General features: G+C 38.3%; 21 protein-coding genes, 1 tRNA gene and 2 riboswitches. Of the genes, 11 read left to right on the plus strand and 11 right to left on the minus strand.

The window, feature by feature from the left end:
- Nucleotides 1-332 precede the first annotated feature (332 nt).
- Nucleotides 333-1,814 (plus strand): MDR family MFS transporter, encoded by a 1,482-nt coding sequence (locus CIL03_RS07625; protein WP_094885241.1) that lies wholly within the window; start codon nucleotides 333-335, stop codon nucleotides 1,812-1,814.
- A 718-nt stretch (nucleotides 1,815-2,532) separates the two neighbouring features.
- Complete coding sequence (locus tag CIL03_RS07630) at nucleotides 2,533-3,270, plus strand: MerR family transcriptional regulator (RefSeq protein WP_094885242.1); 738 nt, start codon at nucleotides 2,533-2,535, stop codon at nucleotides 3,268-3,270.
- A gap of 124 nt (nucleotides 3,271-3,394) precedes the next feature.
- Here the strand turns inward: CIL03_RS07630 and thiE are convergent, their stop codons facing one another.
- The 5 genes from thiE to thiW form a co-directional block, all read right to left on the minus strand.
- On the minus strand, nucleotides 3,395-4,018 hold the full coding sequence (gene thiE, locus CIL03_RS07635; protein ID WP_094885243.1) for a thiamine phosphate synthase: 624 nt from the start codon (nucleotides 4,016-4,018) through the stop codon (nucleotides 3,395-3,397).
- The gene (thiM, locus tag CIL03_RS07640; protein WP_094885244.1) at nucleotides 3,999-4,793 is read right to left on the minus strand and encodes a hydroxyethylthiazole kinase; all 795 of its coding nucleotides are present in this window, start codon (nucleotides 4,791-4,793) and stop codon (nucleotides 3,999-4,001) included. Before thiM ends, thiE begins: the two co-directional genes overlap by 20 nt.
- Complete coding sequence (gene thiD, locus CIL03_RS07645; RefSeq protein ID WP_094885245.1) at nucleotides 4,774-5,595, minus strand: bifunctional hydroxymethylpyrimidine kinase/phosphomethylpyrimidine kinase; 822 nt, start codon at nucleotides 5,593-5,595, stop codon at nucleotides 4,774-4,776. Before thiD ends, thiM begins: the two co-directional genes overlap by 20 nt.
- A complete protein-coding gene (gene tenA / locus CIL03_RS07650) occupies nucleotides 5,595-6,281 on the minus strand; it encodes a thiaminase II (RefSeq protein ID WP_094885246.1) in 687 nt (228 codons plus the stop codon). The genes thiD and tenA overlap by 1 nt, the downstream gene beginning before the upstream one ends.
- Nucleotides 6,282-6,351: 70 nt before the next feature.
- Nucleotides 6,352-6,454: riboswitch (TPP riboswitch) on the minus strand.
- Nucleotide 6,455: 1 nt separating this feature from the next.
- Nucleotides 6,456-6,941: an energy coupling factor transporter S component ThiW gene (gene thiW, locus CIL03_RS07655; protein WP_094885247.1), complete on the minus strand. Its 486-nt coding sequence runs from the start codon at nucleotides 6,939-6,941 to the stop codon at nucleotides 6,456-6,458.
- Nucleotides 6,942-7,026: 85 nt separating this feature from the next.
- Nucleotides 7,027-7,143: riboswitch (TPP riboswitch) on the minus strand.
- A 171-nt stretch (nucleotides 7,144-7,314) separates the two neighbouring features.
- On the opposite strand from thiW, the gene CIL03_RS07660 reads away from it, so the two are divergent.
- Nucleotides 7,315-8,295 carry a LytTR family transcriptional regulator DNA-binding domain-containing protein gene (locus CIL03_RS07660; protein WP_165767913.1) on the plus strand — a complete coding sequence of 327 codons (981 nt, stop codon included), beginning with the start codon at nucleotides 7,315-7,317 and terminating at the stop codon, nucleotides 8,293-8,295.
- Between the two features lie 41 nt (nucleotides 8,296-8,336).
- Nucleotides 8,337-8,663 carry a hypothetical protein gene (locus CIL03_RS07665; protein ID WP_094885249.1) on the plus strand — a complete coding sequence of 109 codons (327 nt, stop codon included), beginning with the start codon at nucleotides 8,337-8,339 and terminating at the stop codon, nucleotides 8,661-8,663.
- An 80-nt stretch (nucleotides 8,664-8,743) separates the two neighbouring features.
- Here the strand turns inward: CIL03_RS07665 and CIL03_RS07670 are convergent, their stop codons facing one another.
- Nucleotides 8,744-9,520: a DUF4181 domain-containing protein gene (locus tag CIL03_RS07670; RefSeq protein WP_165767914.1), complete on the minus strand. Its 777-nt coding sequence runs from the start codon at nucleotides 9,518-9,520 to the stop codon at nucleotides 8,744-8,746.
- A 155-nt stretch (nucleotides 9,521-9,675) separates the two neighbouring features.
- Here CIL03_RS07670 and CIL03_RS07675 point away from each other — a divergent pair, with 155 nt between their 5' ends.
- Together CIL03_RS07675 and CIL03_RS07680 are read left to right on the plus strand one after the other, a co-directional pair.
- On the plus strand, nucleotides 9,676-10,596 hold the full coding sequence (locus CIL03_RS07675) for an aminoglycoside phosphotransferase family protein (protein WP_094885251.1): 921 nt from the start codon (nucleotides 9,676-9,678) through the stop codon (nucleotides 10,594-10,596).
- Between the two features lie 52 nt (nucleotides 10,597-10,648).
- A complete protein-coding gene (locus CIL03_RS07680; protein WP_094885252.1) occupies nucleotides 10,649-11,158 on the plus strand; it encodes a hypothetical protein in 510 nt (169 codons plus the stop codon).
- Nucleotides 11,159-11,295: 137 nt separating this feature from the next.
- On the opposite strand, the gene CIL03_RS07685 is transcribed toward CIL03_RS07680, so the two are convergent.
- Together CIL03_RS07685 and CIL03_RS07690 are read right to left on the minus strand one after the other, a co-directional pair.
- Entirely contained in the window at nucleotides 11,296-12,234 is a 939-nt protein-coding gene (locus CIL03_RS07685; protein ID WP_094885253.1) for a DUF4030 domain-containing protein, read from the minus strand.
- A gap of 147 nt (nucleotides 12,235-12,381) precedes the next feature.
- Nucleotides 12,382-12,454, minus strand: a tRNA-Ala gene (locus CIL03_RS07690).
- A 141-nt stretch (nucleotides 12,455-12,595) separates the two neighbouring features.
- On the opposite strand from CIL03_RS07690, the gene CIL03_RS07695 reads away from it, so the two are divergent.
- Both CIL03_RS07695 and CIL03_RS07700 read left to right on the plus strand, forming a co-directional pair.
- Nucleotides 12,596-12,919: a DUF4870 domain-containing protein gene (locus CIL03_RS07695; protein WP_094885254.1), complete on the plus strand. Its 324-nt coding sequence runs from the start codon at nucleotides 12,596-12,598 to the stop codon at nucleotides 12,917-12,919.
- Nucleotides 12,920-13,114: 195 nt separating this feature from the next.
- Nucleotides 13,115-16,816: a 5'-nucleotidase C-terminal domain-containing protein gene (locus CIL03_RS07700; RefSeq protein ID WP_094885255.1), complete on the plus strand. Its 3,702-nt coding sequence runs from the start codon at nucleotides 13,115-13,117 to the stop codon at nucleotides 16,814-16,816.
- Between the two features lie 47 nt (nucleotides 16,817-16,863).
- Here the strand turns inward: CIL03_RS07700 and CIL03_RS07705 are convergent, their stop codons facing one another.
- Nucleotides 16,864-17,952: a hypothetical protein gene (locus CIL03_RS07705; RefSeq protein ID WP_094885256.1), complete on the minus strand. Its 1,089-nt coding sequence runs from the start codon at nucleotides 17,950-17,952 to the stop codon at nucleotides 16,864-16,866.
- A 440-nt stretch (nucleotides 17,953-18,392) separates the two neighbouring features.
- Between CIL03_RS07705 and CIL03_RS07710 the strand changes: the two genes are divergently transcribed.
- Nucleotides 18,393-18,662: a YhdT family protein gene (locus CIL03_RS07710; protein ID WP_094885599.1), complete on the plus strand. Its 270-nt coding sequence runs from the start codon at nucleotides 18,393-18,395 to the stop codon at nucleotides 18,660-18,662.
- The gene (gene panF, locus CIL03_RS07715) at nucleotides 18,659-20,092 is read left to right on the plus strand and encodes a sodium/pantothenate symporter (RefSeq protein ID WP_094885257.1); all 1,434 of its coding nucleotides are present in this window, start codon (nucleotides 18,659-18,661) and stop codon (nucleotides 20,090-20,092) included. The genes CIL03_RS07710 and panF overlap by 4 nt, the downstream gene beginning before the upstream one ends.
- A gap of 14 nt (nucleotides 20,093-20,106) precedes the next feature.
- Here panF and CIL03_RS07720 read toward each other — a convergent pair whose 3' ends face one another.
- A complete protein-coding gene (locus tag CIL03_RS07720) occupies nucleotides 20,107-21,027 on the minus strand; it encodes an SDR family oxidoreductase (protein WP_094885258.1) in 921 nt (306 codons plus the stop codon).
- A gap of 192 nt (nucleotides 21,028-21,219) precedes the next feature.
- On the opposite strand from CIL03_RS07720, the gene CIL03_RS07725 reads away from it, so the two are divergent.
- Entirely contained in the window at nucleotides 21,220-21,384 is a 165-nt protein-coding gene (locus tag CIL03_RS07725; protein WP_165767912.1) for a hypothetical protein, read from the plus strand.
- 61 nt (nucleotides 21,385-21,445) lie between these two features.
- Here CIL03_RS07725 and CIL03_RS07730 read toward each other — a convergent pair whose 3' ends face one another.
- Nucleotides 21,446-23,425, minus strand: a complete 1,980-nt coding sequence (locus CIL03_RS07730; RefSeq protein WP_094885260.1) for an acetoacetate--CoA ligase — start codon at nucleotides 23,423-23,425, stop codon at nucleotides 21,446-21,448.
- Nucleotides 23,426-23,512 lie beyond the last annotated feature (87 nt).

Consider the following 23,512-nt stretch of genomic DNA (forward strand, 5'->3'; position numbering starts at 1 on the left):
AATCAAAAAGTTCTTGCTAATCGTAAGAAGACGTGATAATATAAATCTCTACAATTTTGAACGGAGGGTTTATTAAAATGGCATTCTTTAAATTCCGCAACTCGTTAATATTGCTTGGCTAATTGAATAGCAATGGGGGCTCTGCGTGTGTAGAGTTTTCGGAATTGGTCTGCCTTTATAAAATCCATAAAGTGAGATGAGAAAGGGAGGGGTAACTCTCTCTTTTTGTTTTCTTTAAAATGTAACAAATTAGGGAAGTAAAATTACCTATTCCACCGCCATACAAGTTGAGTCCCAATGCAATGGATCGTGAAGAAAAGGAGGTTTTGCATATGAAAGATAATAATCAACCGAAAAAATATGAATATCTGGCAGATAACCCAAATGTAAAAGTAATGCCGATTATGCTGTCACTTATTATTGGTGCATTTTTTGCAGTATTGAACGAAACGTTGTTAAATATTGCGTTAACCACACTGATGGATGAATTTAATATTACTTTGCCAACTGTGCAATGGATGGCAACAGGATTTATGCTGATTATGGGGATTGTTATACCAGTATCAGCCTTATTGCTGCAGTGGTTCACCACAAGACAATTATTTCTTGGTACGATGACGATTTTTACTATAGGTACGGCAATAAGTGCAATAGCACCAACATTTTCAGTTTTATTAGTCGGCCGCCTGATACAGGCAGTAGGAACAGGTCTGCTCATGCCAATTATTTTCAATGTGTTTTTATTGATTTTTCCACCGCATAGACGTGGGAAAGTAATGGGATTAATAGGACTGGTAATTATGTTTGCTCCAGCTATAGGGCCAACCCTTTCTGGTGTTATTGTAGATTATTTAGGATGGCGTTATTTATTTATTACTGTAATCCCATTCGCTTTATTTTCTATAGCATTTGCCTATAAATATCTGATCAATGTTTCAGAAGTGACAAAGCCGAAAATTGATATACTATCACTTGTTTTTTCAACCATTGGATTTGGCGCAATTGTTTATGGATTCAGTGCTGCAGGGGCAAGTGAAGATGGGTTTTTCAGTCCAAACGTGTATGGTACGATCATTTTAGGTGTTGTTGGAGTAGTCTTATTTTCAATTAGACAGCTTAAATTGGAAGAACCTGTGATGGATTTAAGGGTTTTTAAATATCCGATGTACACACATGCGGTGCTGATGTTTTTAATCATCATAATGGCGATGTTTGCTTCAGAGATCATTTTGCCAATTTATATGCAGGGTCCGTTAGCTTTAGCTCCTGCTGCTGCCGGTTTAGTTCTGCTTCCTGGAAGTATTTTAAATGGAGCCATGTCACCATTTATGGGACATCTGTTTGATAAATTCGGTCCAAGGGTCTTGATGATTCCCGCAACCATTGTTCTTGCAAGTACGATGTTCATGATGAGCAGACTAACTGTTGACACAGCACTATGGGTAGTCGTAGTTGGATATATTTTATTAATGCTGTCAGTTTCGGCAATTATGATGCCTGCTGAGACGAATGGATTAAATCAATTGCCTAAACGCCTATATCCACATGGTACTGCAGTAATGACTACATTGCAGCCAGTTGCAGGTGCGATTGGTGTTTCTGTGTTTATCAGTATTATGAATGCCAGACAGCTTCATTTCCTGCAAAACACAAGTACACCGAAAGATCCTGCAACCATAAATCATGCGATGGTCGCAGGTGTTGAGCTTGTCTACTTCATTGCTTTTGCTATGTCAGTTGTTGCTGTTATCATGGCATTCATTGTTTATCGAGCCACGCCGGAGGAAGAGAATATTTTATCTGAAGAAAAATAATTGGGGACCCACTTTAAGTTTTATACTATAAGGTGGGTTTTATTTATTTTGGCTGTTTTTCTTATAAGCTTGGAATGCGAGATGTCCGTTCCATTGAAAATTAAATTAGCAGATGGTATAGACTGTGACGAAACTGCTCTATTGATTTCAACTTCGGGCGGATGTTTCACGGGTTATAACGGATTATCAGGATTTGGGGTACTTCTCTGAGCCCAACTGATAGAAAAAAATAGCTATCGGTCACATAGAGCGTATCTCTGAGCCGAAACAACCGGAAGCAAGTAGCTATCGGTCACATAGAGCGTATCTCTGAGCCGAAACAACCGGAAGCAAGTAGCTATCGGTCACATAGAGCGTATCTCTGAGCCGAAACAACCAGAAGCAAGTAGCTATCGGTCACATAGAGCGTATCTCTGAGCCGAAACAACCGGGAGCAAGTAGCTATCGGTCACATAGAGCGCCTCTATGAGCCCAAACAACCGAAAACAAGTAGCTATTGGTCACATAGAAGATATTTCGGTGGATGGCTGATATGCTGGTGGAAGTGTGGTTATATTTCCTGAGTGGCCGATGGAATTATAATCGCTATTTTAGTTCGCAATTTACATCTAATGCGAAGGCCGGGAGAAGAAAGCAGTCTTTTTAAAAAATATTATTATCCTGTTGACTCTAACGTTACGTTATACTTTATAGTAATTGGTGAAGGGGGAGTTGAGCTTTGAAAGTAAAAGAAGTTGCTGATTTAGTTGGAATCAGTGTGCGCACACTGCATCATTATGATGAAATAGGGTTACTGACCCCAGCAGAGACAACTGAATCTGGTTACCGTATCTATTCTGAAAATGATCTCGAGACATTGCAGCAAATTCTATTTTTTAAAGAATTGGGCTTCCCTTTGAAAAAAATTAAAGATATTATCAGCAGTCCGTCATTTGACCGAACAGAGGCATTGGAGATTCACCGAAAAATGCTCCTGGAAAAAAGAAGCAGGCTGGATAATATGATACAAACAATTGATAAAACAATTCAACACATGAAAGGAGAAATTGAGATGAGTAATAAAGAAAAATTTGAAGGCTTTGACTTTAGCAGTAACCCTTACGAACAGGAAGCACGTGAACGCTGGGGTGACAAAGCAGTAGATGAGTCAAATGCTCAAATTAATAAGCTTTCCAAAGAAGAGAAAAAGGCATGGGAAGATGAATTTAATGCAATCTATAAAGAATTAGCGATGATTCGTTATGAGTCTCCAGAATCGGATGCAGCCCAAAAAGGCATCAAAGTGTGGTATCACTTCTTGAACAAAATGGGCAACTATTCTCTGGATGCATTTAAAGGGCTTGGACAAATGTATGTTGATGATGAACGTTTCACAAAAAACATTGATCAATTTGGTGAAGGTCTTGCTGTATTTATGCGTGACGCGATGGCAATCTATGCTGACAGAAATAAATAATAGTTGTAGAAAGTACTTTCTACAACTACAATCGAAAATGAATTAGGTTTGGGGCAAGGAATTTGAAATTTCCTGCCCCATTTTAGTGTATTGATTTCGATTATAGTTCTGAAAGGAACCTTTTTCAAATGCTATAGACTGCTTGTTTTATATTCTCTGCCTTTGTAATCGCAGAAATCACAGACACACCATCCGCGCCAGCATCAATGACAGTAGCAGCATTCTTGGGGCTGATTCCACCTATTCCTACAATAGGAAGTTTCGGGAACTGTTCTCTTAAGGCTATAATCCATTCCAAACCAACAACAGTCTTAGCATCTGGTTTTGTGCCCGTATCAAAAATAGGACCTGCTCCAATATAATCTACTAATGAAATAGGGCTTTTAGCAACTTCACTAGCATTCGAAACAGAAAGTCCAATGATTTTATTAGGAAAAAGCTTGCGTAAATATTTCACGGATTGATCATCTTGTCCGACGTGAACGCCATCAGCTTCTAGTAGATCCACTAATTCAATATCGTCATTTACAATAAAAGGAATGTTATGCTCACAGCAAATTTCCCTTAAGTGTTTTCCTAATTCTAATTTCTTATTTCCAGTCAGCGAACCTTCTCCTTTTTCCCGGAATTGAAAAGCTGTTATTCCAGCTGCAGCTGCAACTTTCAATATTTCTATTGGATCACGGTCGCAATTTTGACTTCCCATGATAAAGTATTTTCGAAGGGTTTCAGTTATTGCTAATGTCATCCGCTTTTCTCCTCTCAAATACATCAATTTCCAATGAAAGTGCGTCAATGAATCGTGGCAAAAAGCTTCCTGGTCCAAAGACTTCCTTTTGGGAAGCCGCGTACTCCGCAGCCAGCCCATAAAACTCAACAGCAGCCAATGCCTGTTTTTCTATTGAATGTTTTGTTGTTAAGCATGCAGTTAAAATAGATCCTAGTAAACAACCAGCCCCAGTAATTTTAGTTAAAAGAGCATGACCTGTATCGTTAAGGGAAATAGTTTCACCTGAACAAATTACATCTGTTTTTCCCGTTACTATAGCAGCAGTTTGATAGGTTTTTGCCACTTTAACAGCAATTTCTTCAGCATTTCCATCGCCAATGGATTCGACCCCTTTTGTTTCCCAGGGAATTTGTACAAGTTGGGCGAGTTCACCTGCATTTCCTTTAATAACGGTAAGTTCCACTTCATTCAAAATTTCTTTTACAGCTGAAGTCCGAAATGAAGTTGCAGCCACTCCAACTGGATCCAACACCACTGGAATTCCTTTTTTATTAGCTGCTTTGCCAGCAAGGATCATGGCCCGAAGCTCACTTGGTTTCAAGGTGCCAATATTAATGAGCACACCATCTGCAATAGATGCCATGTCACTCGCTTCTTCCTCTGCTTTTGCCATAATTGGTGTGCCGCCAAAGGAGAGGAGTCCATTAGCTGTAAAATTCATAACCACCTGATTTGTTAAATGGTGAATTAATGGACTCCTTTTGCGAACGTCATTAATGATGATAGAGTTCATTCTTCATCCCCTCCTTTCTAGTGGCCCAGTGATTGGTTGGTCCACTTCCGGATCCAAGTGAAAATGAATGTTCGATAGCTTTCGTTACAAAATATTTGGCACTTTTTACTGCTTCATATAATGATGCTCCTTGACTTAAATAAGCAGTAATTGCTGCAGAATAGGTGCATCCAGTGCCATGGGTGTTTTTTGTGTTAATGCGCTTAGCTGAAAATGTGTGCAATGTTGAACCATCATATAGAAAGTCTGTTGCTTCACCTTGCATATGTCCGCCTTTCACAAGCGCAGCACCTGCATTAAAACGGTCTACAATCTGCACAGCAGCTTGCTTCATGTCATCAATCGTATGAATTGTTTCTCCTGTGAGATATTCAGCCTCGGGAATATTTGGGGTTACAAGAGTCGTCAATGGCAAAAGATTTCCACGCAGGAAATAACGTGCATTTTCTGCAATGAGAGGATCCCCGCTTGTCGCAACCATAACAGGATCCATTACATAAGGTGCGTTGAGTCCAGTGATTTTATCAGCTATAACTTTCATCATATCAACATTTGCAATCATTCCAGTTTTTAATGCATGTACTGGTATATCCGAAAATACGGATTCAAGCTGCTGTTCAATCATTTTAAGTGGTATATGATGGACACTTTGAACACCGGTTGTATTTTGAGCAACAACAGACGTAATGACAGACATTCCAAAGCTTTTTAATTCCTGAAAGGTTTTTAAGTCTGCTTGTATACCTGCGCCACCACTAGGGTCAGTTCCAGCAATTGTAAGTGCACATGGGGTTAGTATCATCAGTTGTTCACCTTCCTTTTTGAAGGCCATTCTTCACATATATAAGCCATTTCCCAAAATTTTAATTCGAGCTGACAACTTTTCTTAAATACATCCTTCATATTTATTTGTTCTTCCGTAGATGCTTCTGACGCAAGTTTATCTAGGCGTCTTCGTAATTCTAATGTGGTATTTTCAGAGCGTTCACCTGCATAAAAGTTGATCCAGTCGTAAAAAGGATGATCTTTTGCTGGATTATATTGTTTCATTAACTCCAGACCAATTTCCCAGTAAGTCCATGGACAAGGTAATAAGGCAGCCAATATTTCAGCTTGAGTCCCGGATTGAGCATGGTACATCATATGTTTAATATAGTGATCAGCAGTCGGTGGAAGGGGATGACCTTGTAACTCCTCATAGCCAACACCAATGTGATCACAAAAATTATGATGTGGATGGATTTCGTCATGCAGGATAAAGTTAATCTTTTTATGAAAATAATTGATATCTTCCCGTTTTTTTGACTTTGATAGTGCAATGCCATAAATTCGCATAAATGCATTTAAATATTCAAAATCAGCTTTAATGTAGTGGGCAAGCGCTTCTTCTGGTACCTCGCCTTTTCCAATTCCCTTTACAAATGGATGTTCAAATATAAGTTGAAAAATATCCTCGTTTTCTTTACGCAAATTATCTGTGAATGTCATTGAAAAGCCTCCTTTTAATAGGCGGAAGCTACTAGGAGTATTAAAGTAGATTAATAGAGGAAAGTAATAGCAGAGTCCTCGACTACTTCCCTGCGCTGGCATTATCCAGATCAGGTTCCAAGGGACTAAGGATAATTCCTTTTCTCAGCCGTAAAGCGCCCCTAGCAGTTTCCTTTATATTCGTACTAATTTTTCATATTTAACTCGTGAAACAATAAACCAGCCAATAAATGCACCAGTGATACTGCTAACTAAAAACGATGGTAAAAAGGCAAATGCCCCGATAGAGCTGCCCATGAGAACTTTGGCAAAAGGAACTGCAAAAAGTGAACCGATTATACCTGTGCCAAATGATTCTCCGACTACAGCCCAAGCTTTCTTGCCAAACCTTTTATAAAGATAACCAGCTAAGAATGCACCGATTATACCACCTGGAAATGCTAATAAAGTTCCAAGACCTAGTAAATTACGCAGCAATCCTATCATAAAGGCGATTACTACTGCCGGGCCTGGGCCAAGCATAATTGCAGCCATAACGTTCACGGCGTGCTGTACTGGGTAAGCCTTTGCAATGCCAGCCGGAAACCAAAGGATTTGAGCTCCTAATGTTCCAATTGCTACAAAAACTGCCATTGTAGTCAATAAACGTGTTTGATTCATTGATTCCCTCCTTTCTGAAGGTGCACCAAAAAAGCCAGACCCATTAATAGGACCTGACTTTTGTAAGTTGAAATAGATTAGACGTATATCTGTCTGACTACTTCCCTCCGCTGGCATTAACCAGATCAGGTCCATAAGAGTCGGAAAGCTTTTACGCACTTTCCTCTCAGCCCGCGATTATTGGGCACCCCTAGTAGTTACTTCATATATTATTTTACCCTTCAAGCATAGCAGAAGAATCTGAGATTGTCAGGAGGAAAGTGAAAAATGGTAATCAAGACTTAAAACAACTCATAAAAATTCTGTGGTCATAGACATGGATATAATGGTATAAATAAGGTACTAAAAAATAGAAAAACTAGAAAGTGAAATGATGGGTGAAAAAATGACAATATTAACGATTAAAAATATAGAAAAACACAGTAAAGACACTGTTTTATTTCCTCCTTTTAGTTTAAAGGTGGAACAACATGAAATAACTGCAATTTACTCCACCCTCAATGCACGAAGCACACTTTTGGAAATGTTTACAGGGGAAACGTCAACATCAGGTGGGGAAATTCGTGTGAATGGGGTAACCTTTGCAGAAAATAAAACCACTTATTATTCACAGCTTGGAATCTGCTTTTTTGAAGAAGGACTATACGAGCGATTGACTGTAAGGGACTATTTCAAGTTTTATAAAGATTTGTATCAAATTGATCAAACGTTTGATCAATTATTTTTAATGACGCAGCTAGGAGAGAAACGAAGCAAGAGAATGAAAGATTTATCTTATTCAGAAAAAAAGCGTGTACAATACGGACGTTTGCTTATTCAGAATCCAAGTCTGTTTATTTTTGAGGAACCTGATCTAAATGTCGATGTTGAAACAAAACGTGTGCTGGTAAATATAGTAAATAAACTAAAACAAGAAGGTAAAAGTATTTTAATCCTGACTGGTAATATGGAAAGTGCAATTACAATGGCAGATTTTGTTTATCGTCTGGATGAAAGTGGATTAAAGTTAATTGAAACAGATAAAGAAAAAACTGTCGATGAAGCAGATAAATTAGATGGGGCAGAAGCTGAGATAGAAACTCAGCCAATTCAATTTAATAAAATCCCAACAAAAGTAAATGAAAAAATTGTTTTATTTGACCCTCCGGAAATTGATTATATTGAGAGTAATGATGGGCAATCAAATATTTACATAAAAGGAGATGCTTTCCCAAGTACACTTACGCTAAATAATTTGGAAGAAAGATTACATCCTTATGGTTTCTTCAGATGTCATCGTTCCTACATCGTAAATTTGCAAAAGGTGCGTGAAGTAATAACGTGGACCAGAAATAGTTACACTGGATATCAATAATTTTCGCAATTGTAACACCAATCTTATTTGTCGTTATTTCCATGGTCGATTTTACAGAAAAGCAAAATTGGGTGGAAGAAAGAAATTCATCCAGCTTTGAATCGTCATTTGATTACTTTCATGGGGAACATAAAATTCCAATTGAGCTCATAAAGGATGAAGTTCTTACATTTCAAGTGGAAATTTATAATGAGAATGGTGGAGGATGGGGATACCATTTGGAAAATGAAAAAGGTGATCATTTACCTATGAAGGAAAGTGGCGAACGTCTGGAATACGAAACTGTCGAGAATGCAAGTTATTATATTGTTCTTCATGGAGATGAAGTGGAAGGGAGATTTGCAGTAGATTGGGAAATATCAGATTGAGCAGTTACGGAATCTATCCCCCTAGAATAAGAGAGGAATAATCGTTAACACAAAGAAAAGCCCCCATTGATTGAATTAGCTCATTCCTCTTCAAATTCCCAATCAACTTCTTCGCTTCCAATGAGGGACTTAATGGTTTTCAAATGGCCTGTTTCACTGACTATTTCATAGCTTCCAAGAGACCCTTCAGTTATGATAGCGTAATTTTCAGTCAAATCGATATACCAGCTCTCCGTAGAATAATGATCCTCTTCCACCTGGTTAGTAGTAACAAATCTTATAGTATAGACCCCATAATTGCGAAAGTCATTGTCTTTTTTTAATTCCAGGTTTGAAAGGTCTTCCAAGATACGATCAATGATTTTTTCATCATTTATAGTTGTCTTCGCCTCTCTCTCTAGTACATTGTTAGAAAAATCATTTACATAAATAGAAATGCTTCTGACAGTAGTTTCTTCATTGAGCTGATCAGAAACAACTTCTTGAAATGTTGTATATTTCATTTGTTCATTTATGACAATTATTCCTGTTGCACAAATTACACCAAATACCATTAAAATAAGCGGGATGACATATTGTTTCGATTCCTTCAGATACTTCCACTCCATAAAGGATTGGAAAATACAAATCACCACTAATAATCCTAGCAAAAACCAAATTACATAATTGCTATCTATCCTATTTATAACGGTGGAAAAAATTAAAACGATAATACCAATAAATACAAGTACCCAACGATGAAAATTCTCCCCATCTGTATCAGAAATCTTGTTTCTTTTTTCTCCAAATAACCAAGTGCTTAATAAATAGTTCATGATGAGTAGTATAATCGCTAAAAGTGATATTGCAGCTGCCATAAAAACTCCCCTTACCATTCATAAACAATATCTCTCAAGGGACTTTCCTTAAGTTTTTATTCCTAATAATATTATTTTTCGATGAAAGCTAGTCCAATACCTTTAATATTCTAGGAAATATAAGATAATGGAAGAACAGATTGGAGGAAGAAGATATGGTTAATTTATCAGGAAAAATACAGAACTGGGTAATTAATGCTGTATGGGCTGAAGCAAATATAGTATCAATAGATCGTTTAAAAGGCAGTACGTCTTCAACATTGCACAATATAAAACTCGAAACTGATGGAGAAGTAAAGGAAGTTGTTATACGACAATTCGATAATAAAGAATGGCTGCAGGAGGAACCAGATCTCGCTGTACATGAAGCGGAAAGTCTTAGGAAAGCAGCAGATGCCGGCGTGTTTACACCTGAGATAATTGCTTATGATAAAAGTGGTGGTGTAAGTGGTGTACCATTAGTTTTAATGTCGAAGCTTAGGGGCTCCGTTGAACTGAAACCAGTTGACAGGAATAAATGGCTTAATGGACTTGCTGAAGCACTTGTAAAGATACATGCTGTTGATGCTGAGGATTTCCCGTGGTCATATTTTAGCTATAATGATGCAAATGAAGTTGAAATACCAGTATGGTCAACTATTCCAGCCACATGGAAAAAGGCAATTGAAATAGTAAAAGGTCCACGCCCAAAAGTAAGAGAATGTTTCATTCATCGAGATTACCACCCTGCTAATGTACTTTGGGAGAATGGCTCTGTGAGTGGAGTGGTTGATTGGGTAAACGCATGTGCAGGCCCTGCTGGAGTTGATGTAGGGCATTGCAGGTGGAATTTGGCCATGCTGTATGATGTTGAAACAGCAGATGGATTTCTGGCTGCATACAAGAATCATGGTGGACCAGCTTTTAAATATGATCCATATTGGGATTTGGTTTCCGTAATTGATGTGCTTTTTGGGCCTCCGGAAGTGTATCAAGGATGGGTGGCATTTGGTGTAACCGGACTTACGAATAAAATGATGGTAGAACGGATGGACCTGTATGTTGAGAGCCTGGTTAAACGGGTATATAAAGCCTAGAATTTCATGAATACTGTGGTATAATATGAGAAAATGAAAGGAGGTTTAGTCAATGGAAGAGAAACTAAATATTATTCTGGATCGTTTGGATGATTTGAAACAGGGACAAGATAGACTGGAAACCAATCAGGACAAGCTGGAATCCAATCAGGGAAAACTGGAAACCAATCAAAGTCTTTTAGTATCAAATCAAAGCCGTCTAGAAACCAATCAAAGCCGGATAGGATCAAATCAAGAAAAACTAGAATTAAATCAAGAAAAATTAGGATCAAATCAAGAAAAATTAGATTCCAATCAAACCCGACTTCTGTCTAGTCAGGAAAAATTAGAATCAAATCAGAAACAACTTGAATTTAATCAGGAGAAACTTATATTAAACCAAGCAGAATTTACATCAAGTTTAGAACTTCTAGCTTTAAACCAAGCGAAGTTTTCCGAAAAGCAGGATCGTATGGAAGAAAAGCTTAATAATTTCATGACAGAAAGCCGAAGTAATTTTAAGCAGGTGCAGTTACAGCTAGATAGACACACCAATATGTTCAAAATGCATATGAAATCATAAGCTGGCTTGGCTCCAATAAACTAGTCTTCTTGTTATGCCTCAAAAGTACAATCAGCCACTAAGCCAAATGCCCACCTAATAGATTAAACGAAGCCAGCTTATAACAGATGGCTTCGTTTTTTGAAAGGCTCGGTTAATTAATTTAGTTTTTCTTGGTCCTTATTTTTAATAATAATGCGATAGGCCTCCTTTTCCAATGATGCCTCCCCGCTTTTTATCTTTATTATTCCATGTACATATGCTTCCATATTCCCGGCAAGCTTTTTGGATTCCTGATTTCCAGAAGGTAATGAAGTTTTTATAATAATTTGAAGTGGTTTTGGTTGGAAGGAATGGGCAAACCCTGTTACTTCATCAAATTGCTTATTCATCTCTTCCCTTATCGTTGTGAAAATGGGATGCCATTTTTCTTCCCTTATTTCTTCATCACTCTTCGTATTAATCGTAATGGTATAGTCAATCTGGTATTTGGAAAATATCTGATCATGAATTCTTTTTTCAAGCATTTCTTTATCCTGTTTAAGGGAATTGTTATTTCCGGTAATTTTAATTTCAATATGCAGTGCTTGAGAATCAATACCCATTGTGGCAATCAAATAGTTCTTATTGGTTAATTCCTTTTCTGCGATTGTAAAAATATCATCAAATTGTTCAGCCTGTTTTTTCTCCTCTTCGGTTCGTTCGGCTGATGCACTTTCATGAACTTTAATATTAATTTCTATATCGTTTATATCGTAATCACTGAGAACTTTTTCTATTAACTTTCTTATTTGCTTCTCATTGGCCTTTTTGTAATTATTATCATTAACTGCAATATTTAAATTAATCTTTCCAAAAGGAAAATCTTCACCCGAAATACTGATATCACCTTTAAAGCCGCTTTCCTTAAACCGATTGTTTAATTCGAGATTAAATTGTTCTAATAACTGCTTTCTTTCTTCTGTTTCCTCCATGCTTTCTTTAATTTTATCCGTTAGGCTATCTGCATTTGCTGAGCCTGTTGTATAAAATAAAACTCCAAATGAACTTAGAATTGCAAAGATCAGAAATGTAAGGGTCAGACAAGTTCTCTTCATTCCATTTCCTCCATTTACTGCCAGGATTTGTTTATTAATTAGTATTTGTTTCCTTTTTAATAATATGCAGATTTTACTGTGATTGGAGTGTTTGATGAAAACAAAAAAAGGCTAACAGAATATTATTCTGCTAACCTTTTGTTCTTATGGAGCATAGGGGGCTCGAACCCCTGACCTCTTGCCTGCCAGGCAAGCACTCTCCCAGCTGAGCTAATGCCCCGTACAAATAAATATTATATATGTAAATTGCTTAATTTTCAAATGTAATATGTTTTAAAGTAAAGAGGCCGAACATATAATAAATTCACATAAATGTATTTGTATGATATAAATAATGTACATAAAGGAGGAAAGAGAACATATGCGATCAGAAGACGAACGACTGTTTTCCATGCTAATCTATATTCTAAGTCTTCCGTTCCCGGTTTTGGGGCCATTAGTAATCTGGCTTTTAAAAAGGGAGGAATCTGAATTTGTGGATTATCATGGAAAGGAATATTTTAATTTCATAGTTTCCTATTTTATTTATGGTGTCATCAGTTCTATATTGGTAATTGTATTAATTGGAATACTTATGCTTATTGCAGTTGGTATTATGACAGTTGTATTTACCATTATTGCAGCGGTCAAAGCATATCAGGGGGAAAGATACAGATTCCCATTGGTTTTTCACTTTATCAAATAATGAGATCCTTTTTAGGGTCTCTTATTTTTTTGCAGATAATGAGTATAGGCATATATAACTGTTTTAGCGAATAATAGTTATAAATAACCAGAAATTTACAAAAACTTAATTGTTTGCGGTGCCATTATATGCCATATTAATAGTGTGACCTATTAATTTAATAGGATACAAAACTATTAAAAATGGAGGGTGCCGATGAAGAATTCAACTGTGAAAAAGACTCTGAATCTATTACTTATTTTCACGCTTGTTTTTATGAATTATTCAGCCGTTTTTGCAACAACCGCTTCAGCTGAATCAAGTGGAGCTGTGGCAGAGGATTTGTTTATTTCCGAGTACATTGAGGGAGGTTCCTTCAATAAGGCAATAGAAATCTATAATGGTACTGGCAATTCAGTAGACTTATCCAGCTATCAAGTACAACTGTACAGCAATGGTGCTGCTGAAGCGAGTCAATCGATCACATTATCAGGAACATTGAATCATGGTGATGTATTTGTAATTGCACACGCAAGTTCAGCACAGGAAATATTAAATCAGACAGATCTGGAAAATTCAGCAGTTGCCAACTTTAACGGAGATGACGCAGTTGCATTAGCGAAGAATGGTACCAGCATTGATGTTTTAGGAATTATTGGTGAAAGAGATGAATATGGAAAAGACGTAACAATGGTAAGAAATGCCTCTATAACTAAACCAGCTGCGACTTATAATGGTACGGACTGGGCGAATTACGCAAAGGATACATTTGCTTATCTTGGCAGCCACACAATGGACGGGGTTGATCCAACAGATCCGCCCGAAGAACCGGGAGAGCCTGGAGAAGCACAGTCCATTGCAGATGCCCGTAATTTAAGTGACGGTACAGTTGTAACGGTTGAAGGAGTTGTAACAGCAGACAATACTGCAATCAGCAATGGCGGCCAATTCACCACGTACATACAAGACGAAACTGGCGGCATTAATCTGTTTGCATATGAACAAGGAAAATTACCTGACCTACAAAAAGGAGATCTAGTTAAAGTTTCTGGGGAACTGGATTCCTATAATGGATTAAAGGAAGTTGTACCAGCAGCGATTGAGGTATTGGAAACAGGACAAGCGTTACCGGAAGTGCAGCAAATTACACTGGAGGATCTGCAGAATCCGGAAATTGCTGAATCTTATGAGGGCGAGTTAGTGCAAGTGAATGGATATATTAATAATATACCTGGAAGTCCTGCAGGCGGTGGATATAATGTGTCTTTAATTGATGGGGACTTTAATGGAACGACACTCCGCGTTATGGAGAATGCCTTAGATATTTCTCAGGTGGAACCTGATAATTGGTATGATGTTACAGCTATTGTCAGTCAATATGACAGCTATCAGCTTATTCCAACAGAGCAATCTGATATTCAGTTAGCTGATGAACAGCCGGAGCCCCCGTCTGCAGCTGGATACTATGAAACTACTGTTGAAAGAATCACGGATGGGGATACGATTCGAGTTGAAACACCGGTGTTTGGCGAAAAGAGGGTGCGTTTCGTAAATATGGATACTGCTGAAACGTATGCAGCCCATAATGATGATCCGGCACGGGATGAAATAAATGCAAATCAAAAGTATTATGGTGATTTAGCAACAGATTATATTAGTGAGCTAATCCAGCCAGGTGATGAAATTATGCTTAAGGTTGGGGATCAGCCAACAGATGATTATGGCAGAATTCTGGCTGAAGTTATTCGCAAAGATGACGGAATGAACATTAATCTGGAAATGGTCAAACAGGGGTATGCATCAACTTATTTTATTGCTCCATACGATGAAGCGACATATCCTGAATATCAAAATGCAGTAAAAGAAGCAAAAGACGCTGGAATTGGTATCTGGAATCCTGAAAATCCATTGCTTGAACTTCCATTTGCATTCCGTGCAAATGATGATCAAAAAGGTTTCCTGAGATATGTTGGAAATTCCGACACAATGGAATATGTTGTGCCTGATAATTGGGCAGATGTTCCAGTAGAGAAAAGAATATTCTTCTCCAGTGCAGCTGAGGCGGAATCATATGGCTACAACCCAGCTGGTGATGGAGAAAATCCGGATGAGAACATTTTAGAATTGCAGTTGTTAAGCTTGAATGATCTCCATGGAAAAATTGATCAGGAATACATGCTTGATCCAGATGGGGACGGAGCGGAAGATATGTACGGTCGTATGGATTTTACGGCCACGGCTATGAAAGAACGTGAACAAGAAAATCCAAACACGTTAATCGTACATGCTGGTGATATGATTGGCGGAAGTTCTCCGGTTTCTGGTTTACTCCAGGATGAACCAACTGTTGAAATTATGGAAGAGATTGGATTTGATGTAGGAACAGTTGGAAACCATGAGTTCGATGAAGGCCTCAACGAGTTAATGCGAATGGTTGATGGTGGAGAGCATCCGGAAGGTCTTGGAACTGAAGATTATGATGGCATGAACTTCCCGGTGCTATGTGCAAACTGTGTTCATGAGGATACTGGTGAAACATTCCTCCCGCCATATTCCGTCGAAGAGGTTGATGGAGTGGAAATAGGCTTCATCGGAGTAAATACAAAGGCCACAGTCGATATGGTTATGCCTTCCTCGCTTGAAGGTGTTGCATTTACAGACGAGACTGAAGCGGTGAATAATGCAGTGGAAGAACTAACTTTGCAGGGCGTTGAAGCGATTGTTGTACTTGCGCATATTCCTGCAGATCAATCTGGCGATGGTGCGACAGGCGAAGCAGCAGATCTTGCCAGAGATGTAAATGACGCAGTAGATGTGATTTTTGCAGCACATAACCATCAGGTAGTTGATGGAGTAGTTGACAATAAATTAATTGTACAGGCAAATGAATATGGAAAAGCTTTTGCGGATGTTGATTTAGAAATCGACCGTACAACAGGCGATATTGTGAGTAAAGAAGCAGAAGTTGTATTTGTAAAACAAGAAGATTATACACCAGATACAAATGTCGCAGCTATTTTGGAAAAATACGAAAACAGAATTGCTCCAATCATCAATGAAGTAATTGGCTTTAATGCACAGGATTTAACAGGTGACTATACGAATGATGGTGATCATGGATTAGGCAATTTAATTGCAGATGGCATGAATTGGGTGATGGATAGTGATTTTGCAATGATGAATGGCGGTGGGATCAGAGACGATCTGCTTGCAGGTGAAGTAACCTGGGGAGACCTTTACAATATCCAACCATTTGGAAATACATTAATGACAGTTGAAGTGACAGGTGCAGATCTTTATCCAATTATTAATGAACAATTATCACCAATTTATGGACCAGATTACAGTATTAGTGGATTTCATTACACATGGAACTCTGAATTAAACGAAGTTGTGGATATTACCTTCCCTGATGGTACCCCGGTTGATTTGGATGAAGTTTACACATTGACGGTTAATAACTATATGGGGACTTCTGATGGTCCGATCAAGGATTTAGGAGAGAATCCAATCATGGGTCCTGCTGATATTGATGCAACTGTTGATTTTGTGAAAAGCTTGAACAGTTCAGAGTCAAATCCGATTGAATATCAAGCGGAAGGCAGAATTTCTGAAACGGCTGAGGAACCTGGTGATCCAGGAGAAGGTGAACAGCCAGAGGTGGAAGTTGAGCCTAAGAAAAATAATGGCACAGCAACTGTTCATACGAAAGACTTGCAGGCTCTTGAACATGGTGTTCGGGTTGTAATTAATATCTACAATGAGAAAAAACCAAGAAAATTATTGCTGAATAAAAAGCAAGTTGATATATTGAAAGAGAAAGAAGTAACTTTGGTTGTAACGAATGGAACAATATCCAAAACAATTGAGATGGTTGATGTGACGGATAAAGTATTGAAAGTTAGTTTAGAGGATTAAAAGTATAAGAAAACCGGGCGGAGTTCATTTCTGCCCGGTTTTTCTTATTATAAAATTCTCGATGTGACAGTTGCCTCAGATTCATGTTGTGCAGAAAACAAATAATTGACCAGCAGACAGATTTCAATAATCAGAAGCAATGTGATTATCCATTTTCCATAGCTGAGAATTGCTTGCTGGCTGGAGGAAATCCAGGCAGCCTCAAATACAACATTAGATTTTACCTTTAATGTAAATGTATAAAACATGCAGAATGTAAATATTCTGGACCATTGCGAATGATCATAAACAAAAAGCCCTTCAATAAATCCATATTCTTTTGTTCTAAGCACACCCCGGATTATTTCAACCACCTCATGACAAATAAAAATGAGCAGGACGATGACCCAAAATGTTAGAACCAGTTTTGAACTGAAAACACCTGAGATAACAACAGATGAACCAATAATGGAGAGGGCTCCGTGAAACATACAGTTAGGTGCTTTCCAATCAATAATCAATTTCCAGCTGTATTTTGTGTAGCGTTTTATTATCATAAAAATACATAAAAAATAAAACAGGAATCCAGCAGCAATCAGAAATTCATTAATATAAAGATTAAAATCTTCCCAGACATTGTTATACATCAGAACCAATGACTGTGTGCTTACGGTTGTTAAAAATAAAATGCCATTTACATCTTTCCCAAGCTTCTCTACAAATATAGTAAGCATACTTTTAATGGATATGGCAAAAAAGAATAGCCATAATAACGAATTAATCACCACCAGTGGAAGGACTATCCGGTCGAACATAGGAAAGTATTTGCTTATTATAATTACAGTAACCGAAGTGCTTGCTACCCATGTACCAATCCTGAACCGGCCAATTAATTGGTCGTAATGCAGTGCATTAAATTTCTTTAAAATTAGTGAAGTAATATAGGATATCATAAAAAACGCCCAGATAGATATGGCAGCTAATGCAATAATTTTAAACCATATTGCATTAATATTAAAATTCGGGCCTACATTTAAACTGAATACTCCTACAGCCATCACAATAGCGGAAGACACTGTTTCCACAAGAATAACCTTTTTATTCAAGAGATAGTATAAAAGGAAAAATATAATTATAAATCCAATAATATATAACAAATGAATCCACCTCTGAGAGAATGAAAGTTAAAGAGAATAACCTTTATATTATACATGAGCCAATATATAATTAAAAGAGGATGTTCAAAAAGTCACCAAATTATAAGCGTCGAATCTCGCACGAATGCTTGTTTTTCCGGTTCTCACGTATCAATTGCATACGTTCCGATCCTTGGAAAAGAAAAGCACTTTTCCTGCGTGCGATGATTAGTGAAGCTTTGTCTAGTCCTCAAAACTTCGCCGCCTCGACCTTCTCGCTTCTAATTCGGCACCTTTTTTGAACACACATTAAAAGGGAATGGAATGAGATAAACTGCTACGTTTCTGATATAACAGTAAAAAAATCTGATGATGCCAATAGTCGTCGGATTTTTCTGTTTACATTCTCATGGTCAGTAGGATATATTTGTTTATAAGTATTTTGAAGGAGGCAGCCGATGATGAAAAAGGATGACTATCATTTTAAAATTGCAAACCGGGAAGCATTAATAGGTGTCGGATTAGTAGTTTTTAATTTTATCTGGTGGTTTGCCTTTGCATATGGACTCGGAAGCAAAGACCCCGCAGAATATACATATGTTTTTGGCTTTCCAGCATGGTTTTTTTACAGCTGTATTTTGGGATTTATTATTATGGCTGTATTAGTCACGTTCATTGTACGGAAATTTTTTACGGAAATTCCATTTGAAGATGAGGGAGATAATAAATGACCCTTGAAGCAATTATTCCGTTATTTATATTTTTGGTGATTATATTTGTGGTTGGAGTGCTGGCAGGCAGAAATCTGAAAGCCTCGAGTAATTTTTTGAATGATTACTTTCTGGGCGGCAGGAGTATGGGTGGTTTTGTTTTAGCAATGACGATGACCGCTACATACGGGAGTGCCAGCAGTTTTATTGGAGGTCCAGGTGTAGCTTATAATGAAGGGTTAGGCTGGGTTTTGCTGGCAATGTCCCAGGTAGTTACAGGCTATTTTGTTTTGATGATTTTGGGGAAGAAATTTGCGATTGTTACTAGAAGATACAATGCTGTTACGATGGTGGATTTTTTAAAAGAAAGATACAGATCCAAATGGGTGGTACTTTTCTCAGCAATCAGTATTATTATATTTCTATTTTCTGCGATGGCAGCACAATGGATAGGTGGAGCCAGATTAATTGAGTCACTCACAGGCTTATCCTATACAGCAGCATTATTCATTTTTGCACTGTCTGTATTGGTTTATGTAACGATTGGCGGTTTTCGTGCGGTAGCTTTAACGGATGCCATTCAGGGAACGATTATGTTTGTGGGTACGCTAGTCCTGCTGATTGCTACAATTATTGCAGGTGGTGGTATCTCAGAAATAATGGCCGATTTGACTGCAGAAAATCCTAATTTGGTAACGCCATTTGGAGCTGAAGGGACCTTGACACCGGCATATGTTTCTTCCTTCTGGATCCTCGTTGGGGTTGGGGTGGTGGCGCTGCCTCAGATTGCTGTACGGGCAATGTCTTATAAAAATTCGCAATCAATGCACCGGGCGATAATTATTGGTACGATAGTGGTCGGTTTTATCATGCTTAATATGCATTTAATAGGTGTATTTGCAAGACCAATTTTGCCAGGGATCGAAGTTGGAGATAAAGTGATGCCGCTGATTGCTCTTGAAGCTATGCCACCCTGGCTGGCCGGAATTGTTTTAACTGCTCCAATGGCGGCAATTATGTCAACGGTGGATTCTCTGCTGCTGCTTGTAAGCTCAACGATTGTTAAAGATGTCTATTTAAATTACATACAGCCTAAGGCCTCACATACTAGGGTGAAGCGAATGAGTATTGGCATCACAGCAGTTTTGGGTATAATTGTATTTCTGATGGCACTGAATCCGCCTGAATTAATTATATGGTTAAATTTATTTGCATTTGGAGGATTGGAGGCTGCATTTATTTGGCCAATTGTTATGGGGCTTTATTGGAGGAAAGGCAATAAGTATGGTGCTCTTGTCTCAATGATTGTTGGTGTTGGTTTATATATTTTATCCGATACCTTTTTCCCGCAGCCACTTGGACTGCATTCCGTTGTCCTGCCAGTAGTATTTTCATTTGTAGCTTATGTGATGGTTAGTCTCGCTACACAGAAGAAAAACGCTGGAATATAGATGTATAGTAAATATTAAGAAGACAGCACTTGCCCACCATTAACATGAAGCGTTTGCCCTGTCACAAATCTGGAGTCATCTGAAGCTAAATAAACAAATGTCGGTGCAACTTCAAAAGGCTGCCCCTGCCGATCCATTGGATTAACCGCCAGGGGCACCTGATCTGCGGAGAAACTCGCTGGGATCAGTGGTGTCCAAATTTTCCCTGGTGCAATAGCGTTTACCCGTATTCCTTGCTTAACTAGGCTATTGGCCAGGGCACGGGTGAAGCCAATATTAGCTCCTTTAGTCGCTGTATAATCTATTAATTGGTCATTTCCATCAAAAGTTACAACAGAGGATGTATTAATAATGGAGCTTCCTGCTTTTAAGTAGGGGAGCGCCGCCCTGGTTGTATAAAAATGGGAGTAAATATTAACTTTAAAAGTATCATCAAACTGTTCATCCGTAATATTAAGCAGACTAGTTTGCTGAAATTGAATCCCGACATGATTACACAGGATATCGAGCTTTCCAAACGTCTCTATCGTTTTTTTCACGATGTCGATGCATTGCTCCTTTTTTCTCAAATCCCCTGGCAATAACAAACAGCGCCTTCCGACTTCCTCGATTTTTTCCTTCGTTCGATTTGCATCCGCTTCCTCATCTAAATAAGAAATTGCAACATCAGCACCTTCCTTGGCAAAGGCAATTGCTGCTGCAGCACCCATCCCGCTGTCACCACCAGAAATAAGTGCAATCCTGTCTTTTAATTTTTCACTTCCTTTATAGTTTGGATTTTCGATAATTGGTCTAGGTACCATTAAACTTTCCACACCAGGCTGCCGAAACTGACGCTGCTCAGGTACAGTGATGGCTTTTTCCTGATATTCGGTTATTTTTCCGTAATTAGGATACATGGGATATTCCTGTGAGTTTTGTTTGTCTTTAGACATGATTATCCTCCCGAAATACATTTTGGATTACTTTATGTAATTTGGATAAGGAAAGTGCCTGTGCATGTGAAAATAGAGTCCTGAAATGCTTAAACCACAGGTATGAAATAGATTTTGATTCTAAAAAGTACATGCTCATTTAAGCATTCTGTGAATAGGCTGATATATCCTTTACAAATAGGAGGAGAAATTGTGGACTACTATTACAATCCTGAAGTGAGATTTTTATTGATCAATCAATCTGAGGAAACATATAAAGTCAACTATGTCCAAAACTCATTTCCGGCACCTGTGATTGGACCAAGGCCTCCCTACTACATTTATCCTGTCTACGAGCAATATTATCCAGTCATTTAAGGATGAAAAAAGTGGCGGAGTAACCCCCGCCACTTAATCTAGTAAACTAATTTGTTTTCAGCTACAGCTGTTCCTTAGCAAACTGTATAAAATAATCCAGCGATTTAGGGTTATTCAATGAGCCTCTATTGACTACGTTATCAACAGATTTCCCCATAAGTATTTTCTTCACTGGAATTTCAAGTTTCTTCCCGTTTAACGTTTTAGGTAAGTCGGTTACTTCATAAATCCCTGTTGGCACGTGTCTTGGAGAACATTGTGTTCGGATTTGTTTTTTAACAGCTTTCCCGACTTCTTCAGTTAGTGTAAATCCATCCTTCATCTGCACAAATAAAGGGGTCAGCGAATCTCCATTATCCTTTGGTATATCGACAATCAGGCTGTCAGCAATTTCATTGACCTGATCCACTGCCCGGTAAATCTCACTTGTGCCAATCCGAATCCCTCCGCGGTTAATTGTGGCGTCTGATCGTCCGTAAATCACACAGGTATGGCGATCAGTAATTTTTAAATAATCACCATGACACCAAATACCAGGAAAAATATCAAAATAACTATCATGCATTCTGCTGCCGTCTTCGTCATTCCAAAAGTAAATCGGCATCGAAGGGAAGGGCTCCGTTAAGACAAGCTCACCAACTTCATTTATTTCTGGATCTCCATCATCATTAAAGCTTTCAATTTTAGCACCAAGTCCACGGCATTGCAGCTCTCCAGCATAAACCGGCAAAATCGGTGCCCCTAAAATAAATGCTGTGCAAACATCGGTCCCGCCACTTACTGATGCAATCCATAAATCTTCTTTCACATTATCATAGCACCACCTGAATCCTTCAGGCGGTAATGGAGATCCTGTTGAGCTGATACTCTTCAGATTACTTAAGTCAAATTCCTCACCAGGCTTAAGCTCTTCCTTCATACATGCTGTAATATAGCTTGCACTTGTTCCGAACAAAGTCATTTTTGTTTCTTCAGCAAACTTCCAAAGCATTTTTTTATCCGGATAAGCTGGATTTCCATCATATAAAATGATGGTGCTGCCTGTAAGTAAACCACCAACAAGGAAATTCCACATCATCCATCCCGTTGTCGTATACCAGAAGAAACGGTCATCTTCACCTAAGTCAGCGTGGAAAGTCAGTGCTTTCAAATGCTCCAGCAGGATTCCGCCCTGACTCTGGACTATTGGTTTAGGCTTTCCAGTTGTTCCTGAGGAGAAAAGCACCCACAGTGGGTCATTAAATGGGACATGTTCATATGTGAGTGGAACTTGTTTATCCGATTTTATTGCCTCGCTCCAAAGTCTCACATTTTTAAGCCGGCTGAAATGATAATTTTGATTAAGGTATGGAATGGCAATTGTTGCCTTCAATGTTGGCAGCTCAGTTTGAATGCTTTCCACTACCTTGGTACGGTCAAAATCCTTTCCGCCATAGCGATAGCCATCAACGGTAATCATTACCTTTGGTTCAATCTGCTGAAATCGATCGATGACACTCTGTGTGCCAAAGTCAGGGGAAGCACTTGACCAGATTGCTCCAAGACTTGCAGACGCAAGGAAGGCAACAATAGATTCATAGATATTCGGCATATATGCAACAATCCGGTCACCTTTTTCGATACCCAATTCTTTTAGCGTTTGCTGCAAAGCTGCAGTATCTTCATAAAGCTGGCCCCAAGTAATCTCAGCTTTATCACGATTCTCCGAAGAATGGATAATTGCCGGTTTATCCATTTGGCGATTCCTGAAAATATGTTCTGTATAGTTGATTTCGGCCCCTTCAAACCATTTAGTTCCAGGCATTTGATGGGAGCTCAAGACCATGTTGTACGGTTGTTTGGATTGTACATCAAAATATTCCCACTGTGATTCCCAAAAAGCTTCTATTTCTTCGACAGACCACTGCCAGAGCGAGTGATAGTCCTCGAAATTTAAATTTTTATGTATTTTTATCCATTTCATATAATCATAAATATTTGATTGCTCCTTCCAGCTTTCATCTGGTTTCCATAATAAAGTACCCTCTTTTATCTGTTCCATCATTACCCTCCTGAATAGTTAATAATTACTATTAGTATATGAAATCGCTTTCTTTGTGTAAAGCAACTAATTAAAAAACTCCCGCAA

The sequence above is a fragment of the Virgibacillus indicus genome, from assembly GCF_002266285.1.
GTDB lineage: Bacteria > Bacillota > Bacilli > Bacillales > Amphibacillaceae > Virgibacillus_K > Virgibacillus_K indicus.

What these genes read in the sequence shown, in the direction of transcription:
- thiW (WP_094885247.1), bottom strand. Translation starts at nt 6,941, where the DNA reads ATGAATCAAACACGTTTATTGACTACAATGGCAGTTTTTGTAGCAATT.
- CIL03_RS07730 (WP_094885260.1), bottom strand. Translation starts at nt 23,425, where the DNA reads ATGGAACAGATAAAAGAGGGTACTTTATTATGGAAACCAGATGAAAGC.
- tenA (WP_094885246.1), bottom strand. Translation starts at nt 6,281, where the DNA reads ATGACATTCACAGATAATTTGCGTAAAGAAAACGAGGATATTTTTCAA.
- thiD (WP_094885245.1), bottom strand. Translation starts at nt 5,595, where the DNA reads ATGATACTAACCCCATGTGCACTTACAATTGCTGGAACTGACCCTAGT.
- panF (WP_094885257.1), top strand. Translation starts at nt 18,659, where the DNA reads ATGACCCTTGAAGCAATTATTCCGTTATTTATATTTTTGGTGATTATA.
- CIL03_RS07665 (WP_094885249.1), top strand. Translation starts at nt 8,337, where the DNA reads ATGGTCGATTTTACAGAAAAGCAAAATTGGGTGGAAGAAAGAAATTCA.
- thiM (WP_094885244.1), bottom strand. Translation starts at nt 4,793, where the DNA reads ATGAACTCTATCATCATTAATGACGTTCGCAAAAGGAGTCCATTAATT.
- CIL03_RS07680 (WP_094885252.1), top strand. Translation starts at nt 10,649, where the DNA reads ATGGAAGAGAAACTAAATATTATTCTGGATCGTTTGGATGATTTGAAA.
- CIL03_RS07700 (WP_094885255.1), top strand. Translation starts at nt 13,115, where the DNA reads ATGAAGAATTCAACTGTGAAAAAGACTCTGAATCTATTACTTATTTTC.
- CIL03_RS07685 (WP_094885253.1), bottom strand. Translation starts at nt 12,234, where the DNA reads ATGAAGAGAACTTGTCTGACCCTTACATTTCTGATCTTTGCAATTCTA.
- thiE (WP_094885243.1), bottom strand. Translation starts at nt 4,018, where the DNA reads ATGACATTAGCAATAACTGAAACCCTTCGAAAATACTTTATCATGGGA.
- CIL03_RS07720 (WP_094885258.1), bottom strand. Translation starts at nt 21,027, where the DNA reads ATGTCTAAAGACAAACAAAACTCACAGGAATATCCCATGTATCCTAAT.
- CIL03_RS07710 (WP_094885599.1), top strand. Translation starts at nt 18,393, where the DNA reads ATGAAAAAGGATGACTATCATTTTAAAATTGCAAACCGGGAAGCATTA.
- CIL03_RS07670 (WP_165767914.1), bottom strand. Translation starts at nt 9,520, where the DNA reads ATGGCAGCTGCAATATCACTTTTAGCGATTATACTACTCATCATGAAC.
- CIL03_RS07675 (WP_094885251.1), top strand. Translation starts at nt 9,676, where the DNA reads ATGGTTAATTTATCAGGAAAAATACAGAACTGGGTAATTAATGCTGTA.
- CIL03_RS07660 (WP_165767913.1), top strand. Translation starts at nt 7,315, where the DNA reads ATGGGTGAAAAAATGACAATATTAACGATTAAAAATATAGAAAAACAC.
- CIL03_RS07625 (WP_094885241.1), top strand. Translation starts at nt 333, where the DNA reads ATGAAAGATAATAATCAACCGAAAAAATATGAATATCTGGCAGATAAC.
- CIL03_RS07695 (WP_094885254.1), top strand. Translation starts at nt 12,596, where the DNA reads ATGCGATCAGAAGACGAACGACTGTTTTCCATGCTAATCTATATTCTA.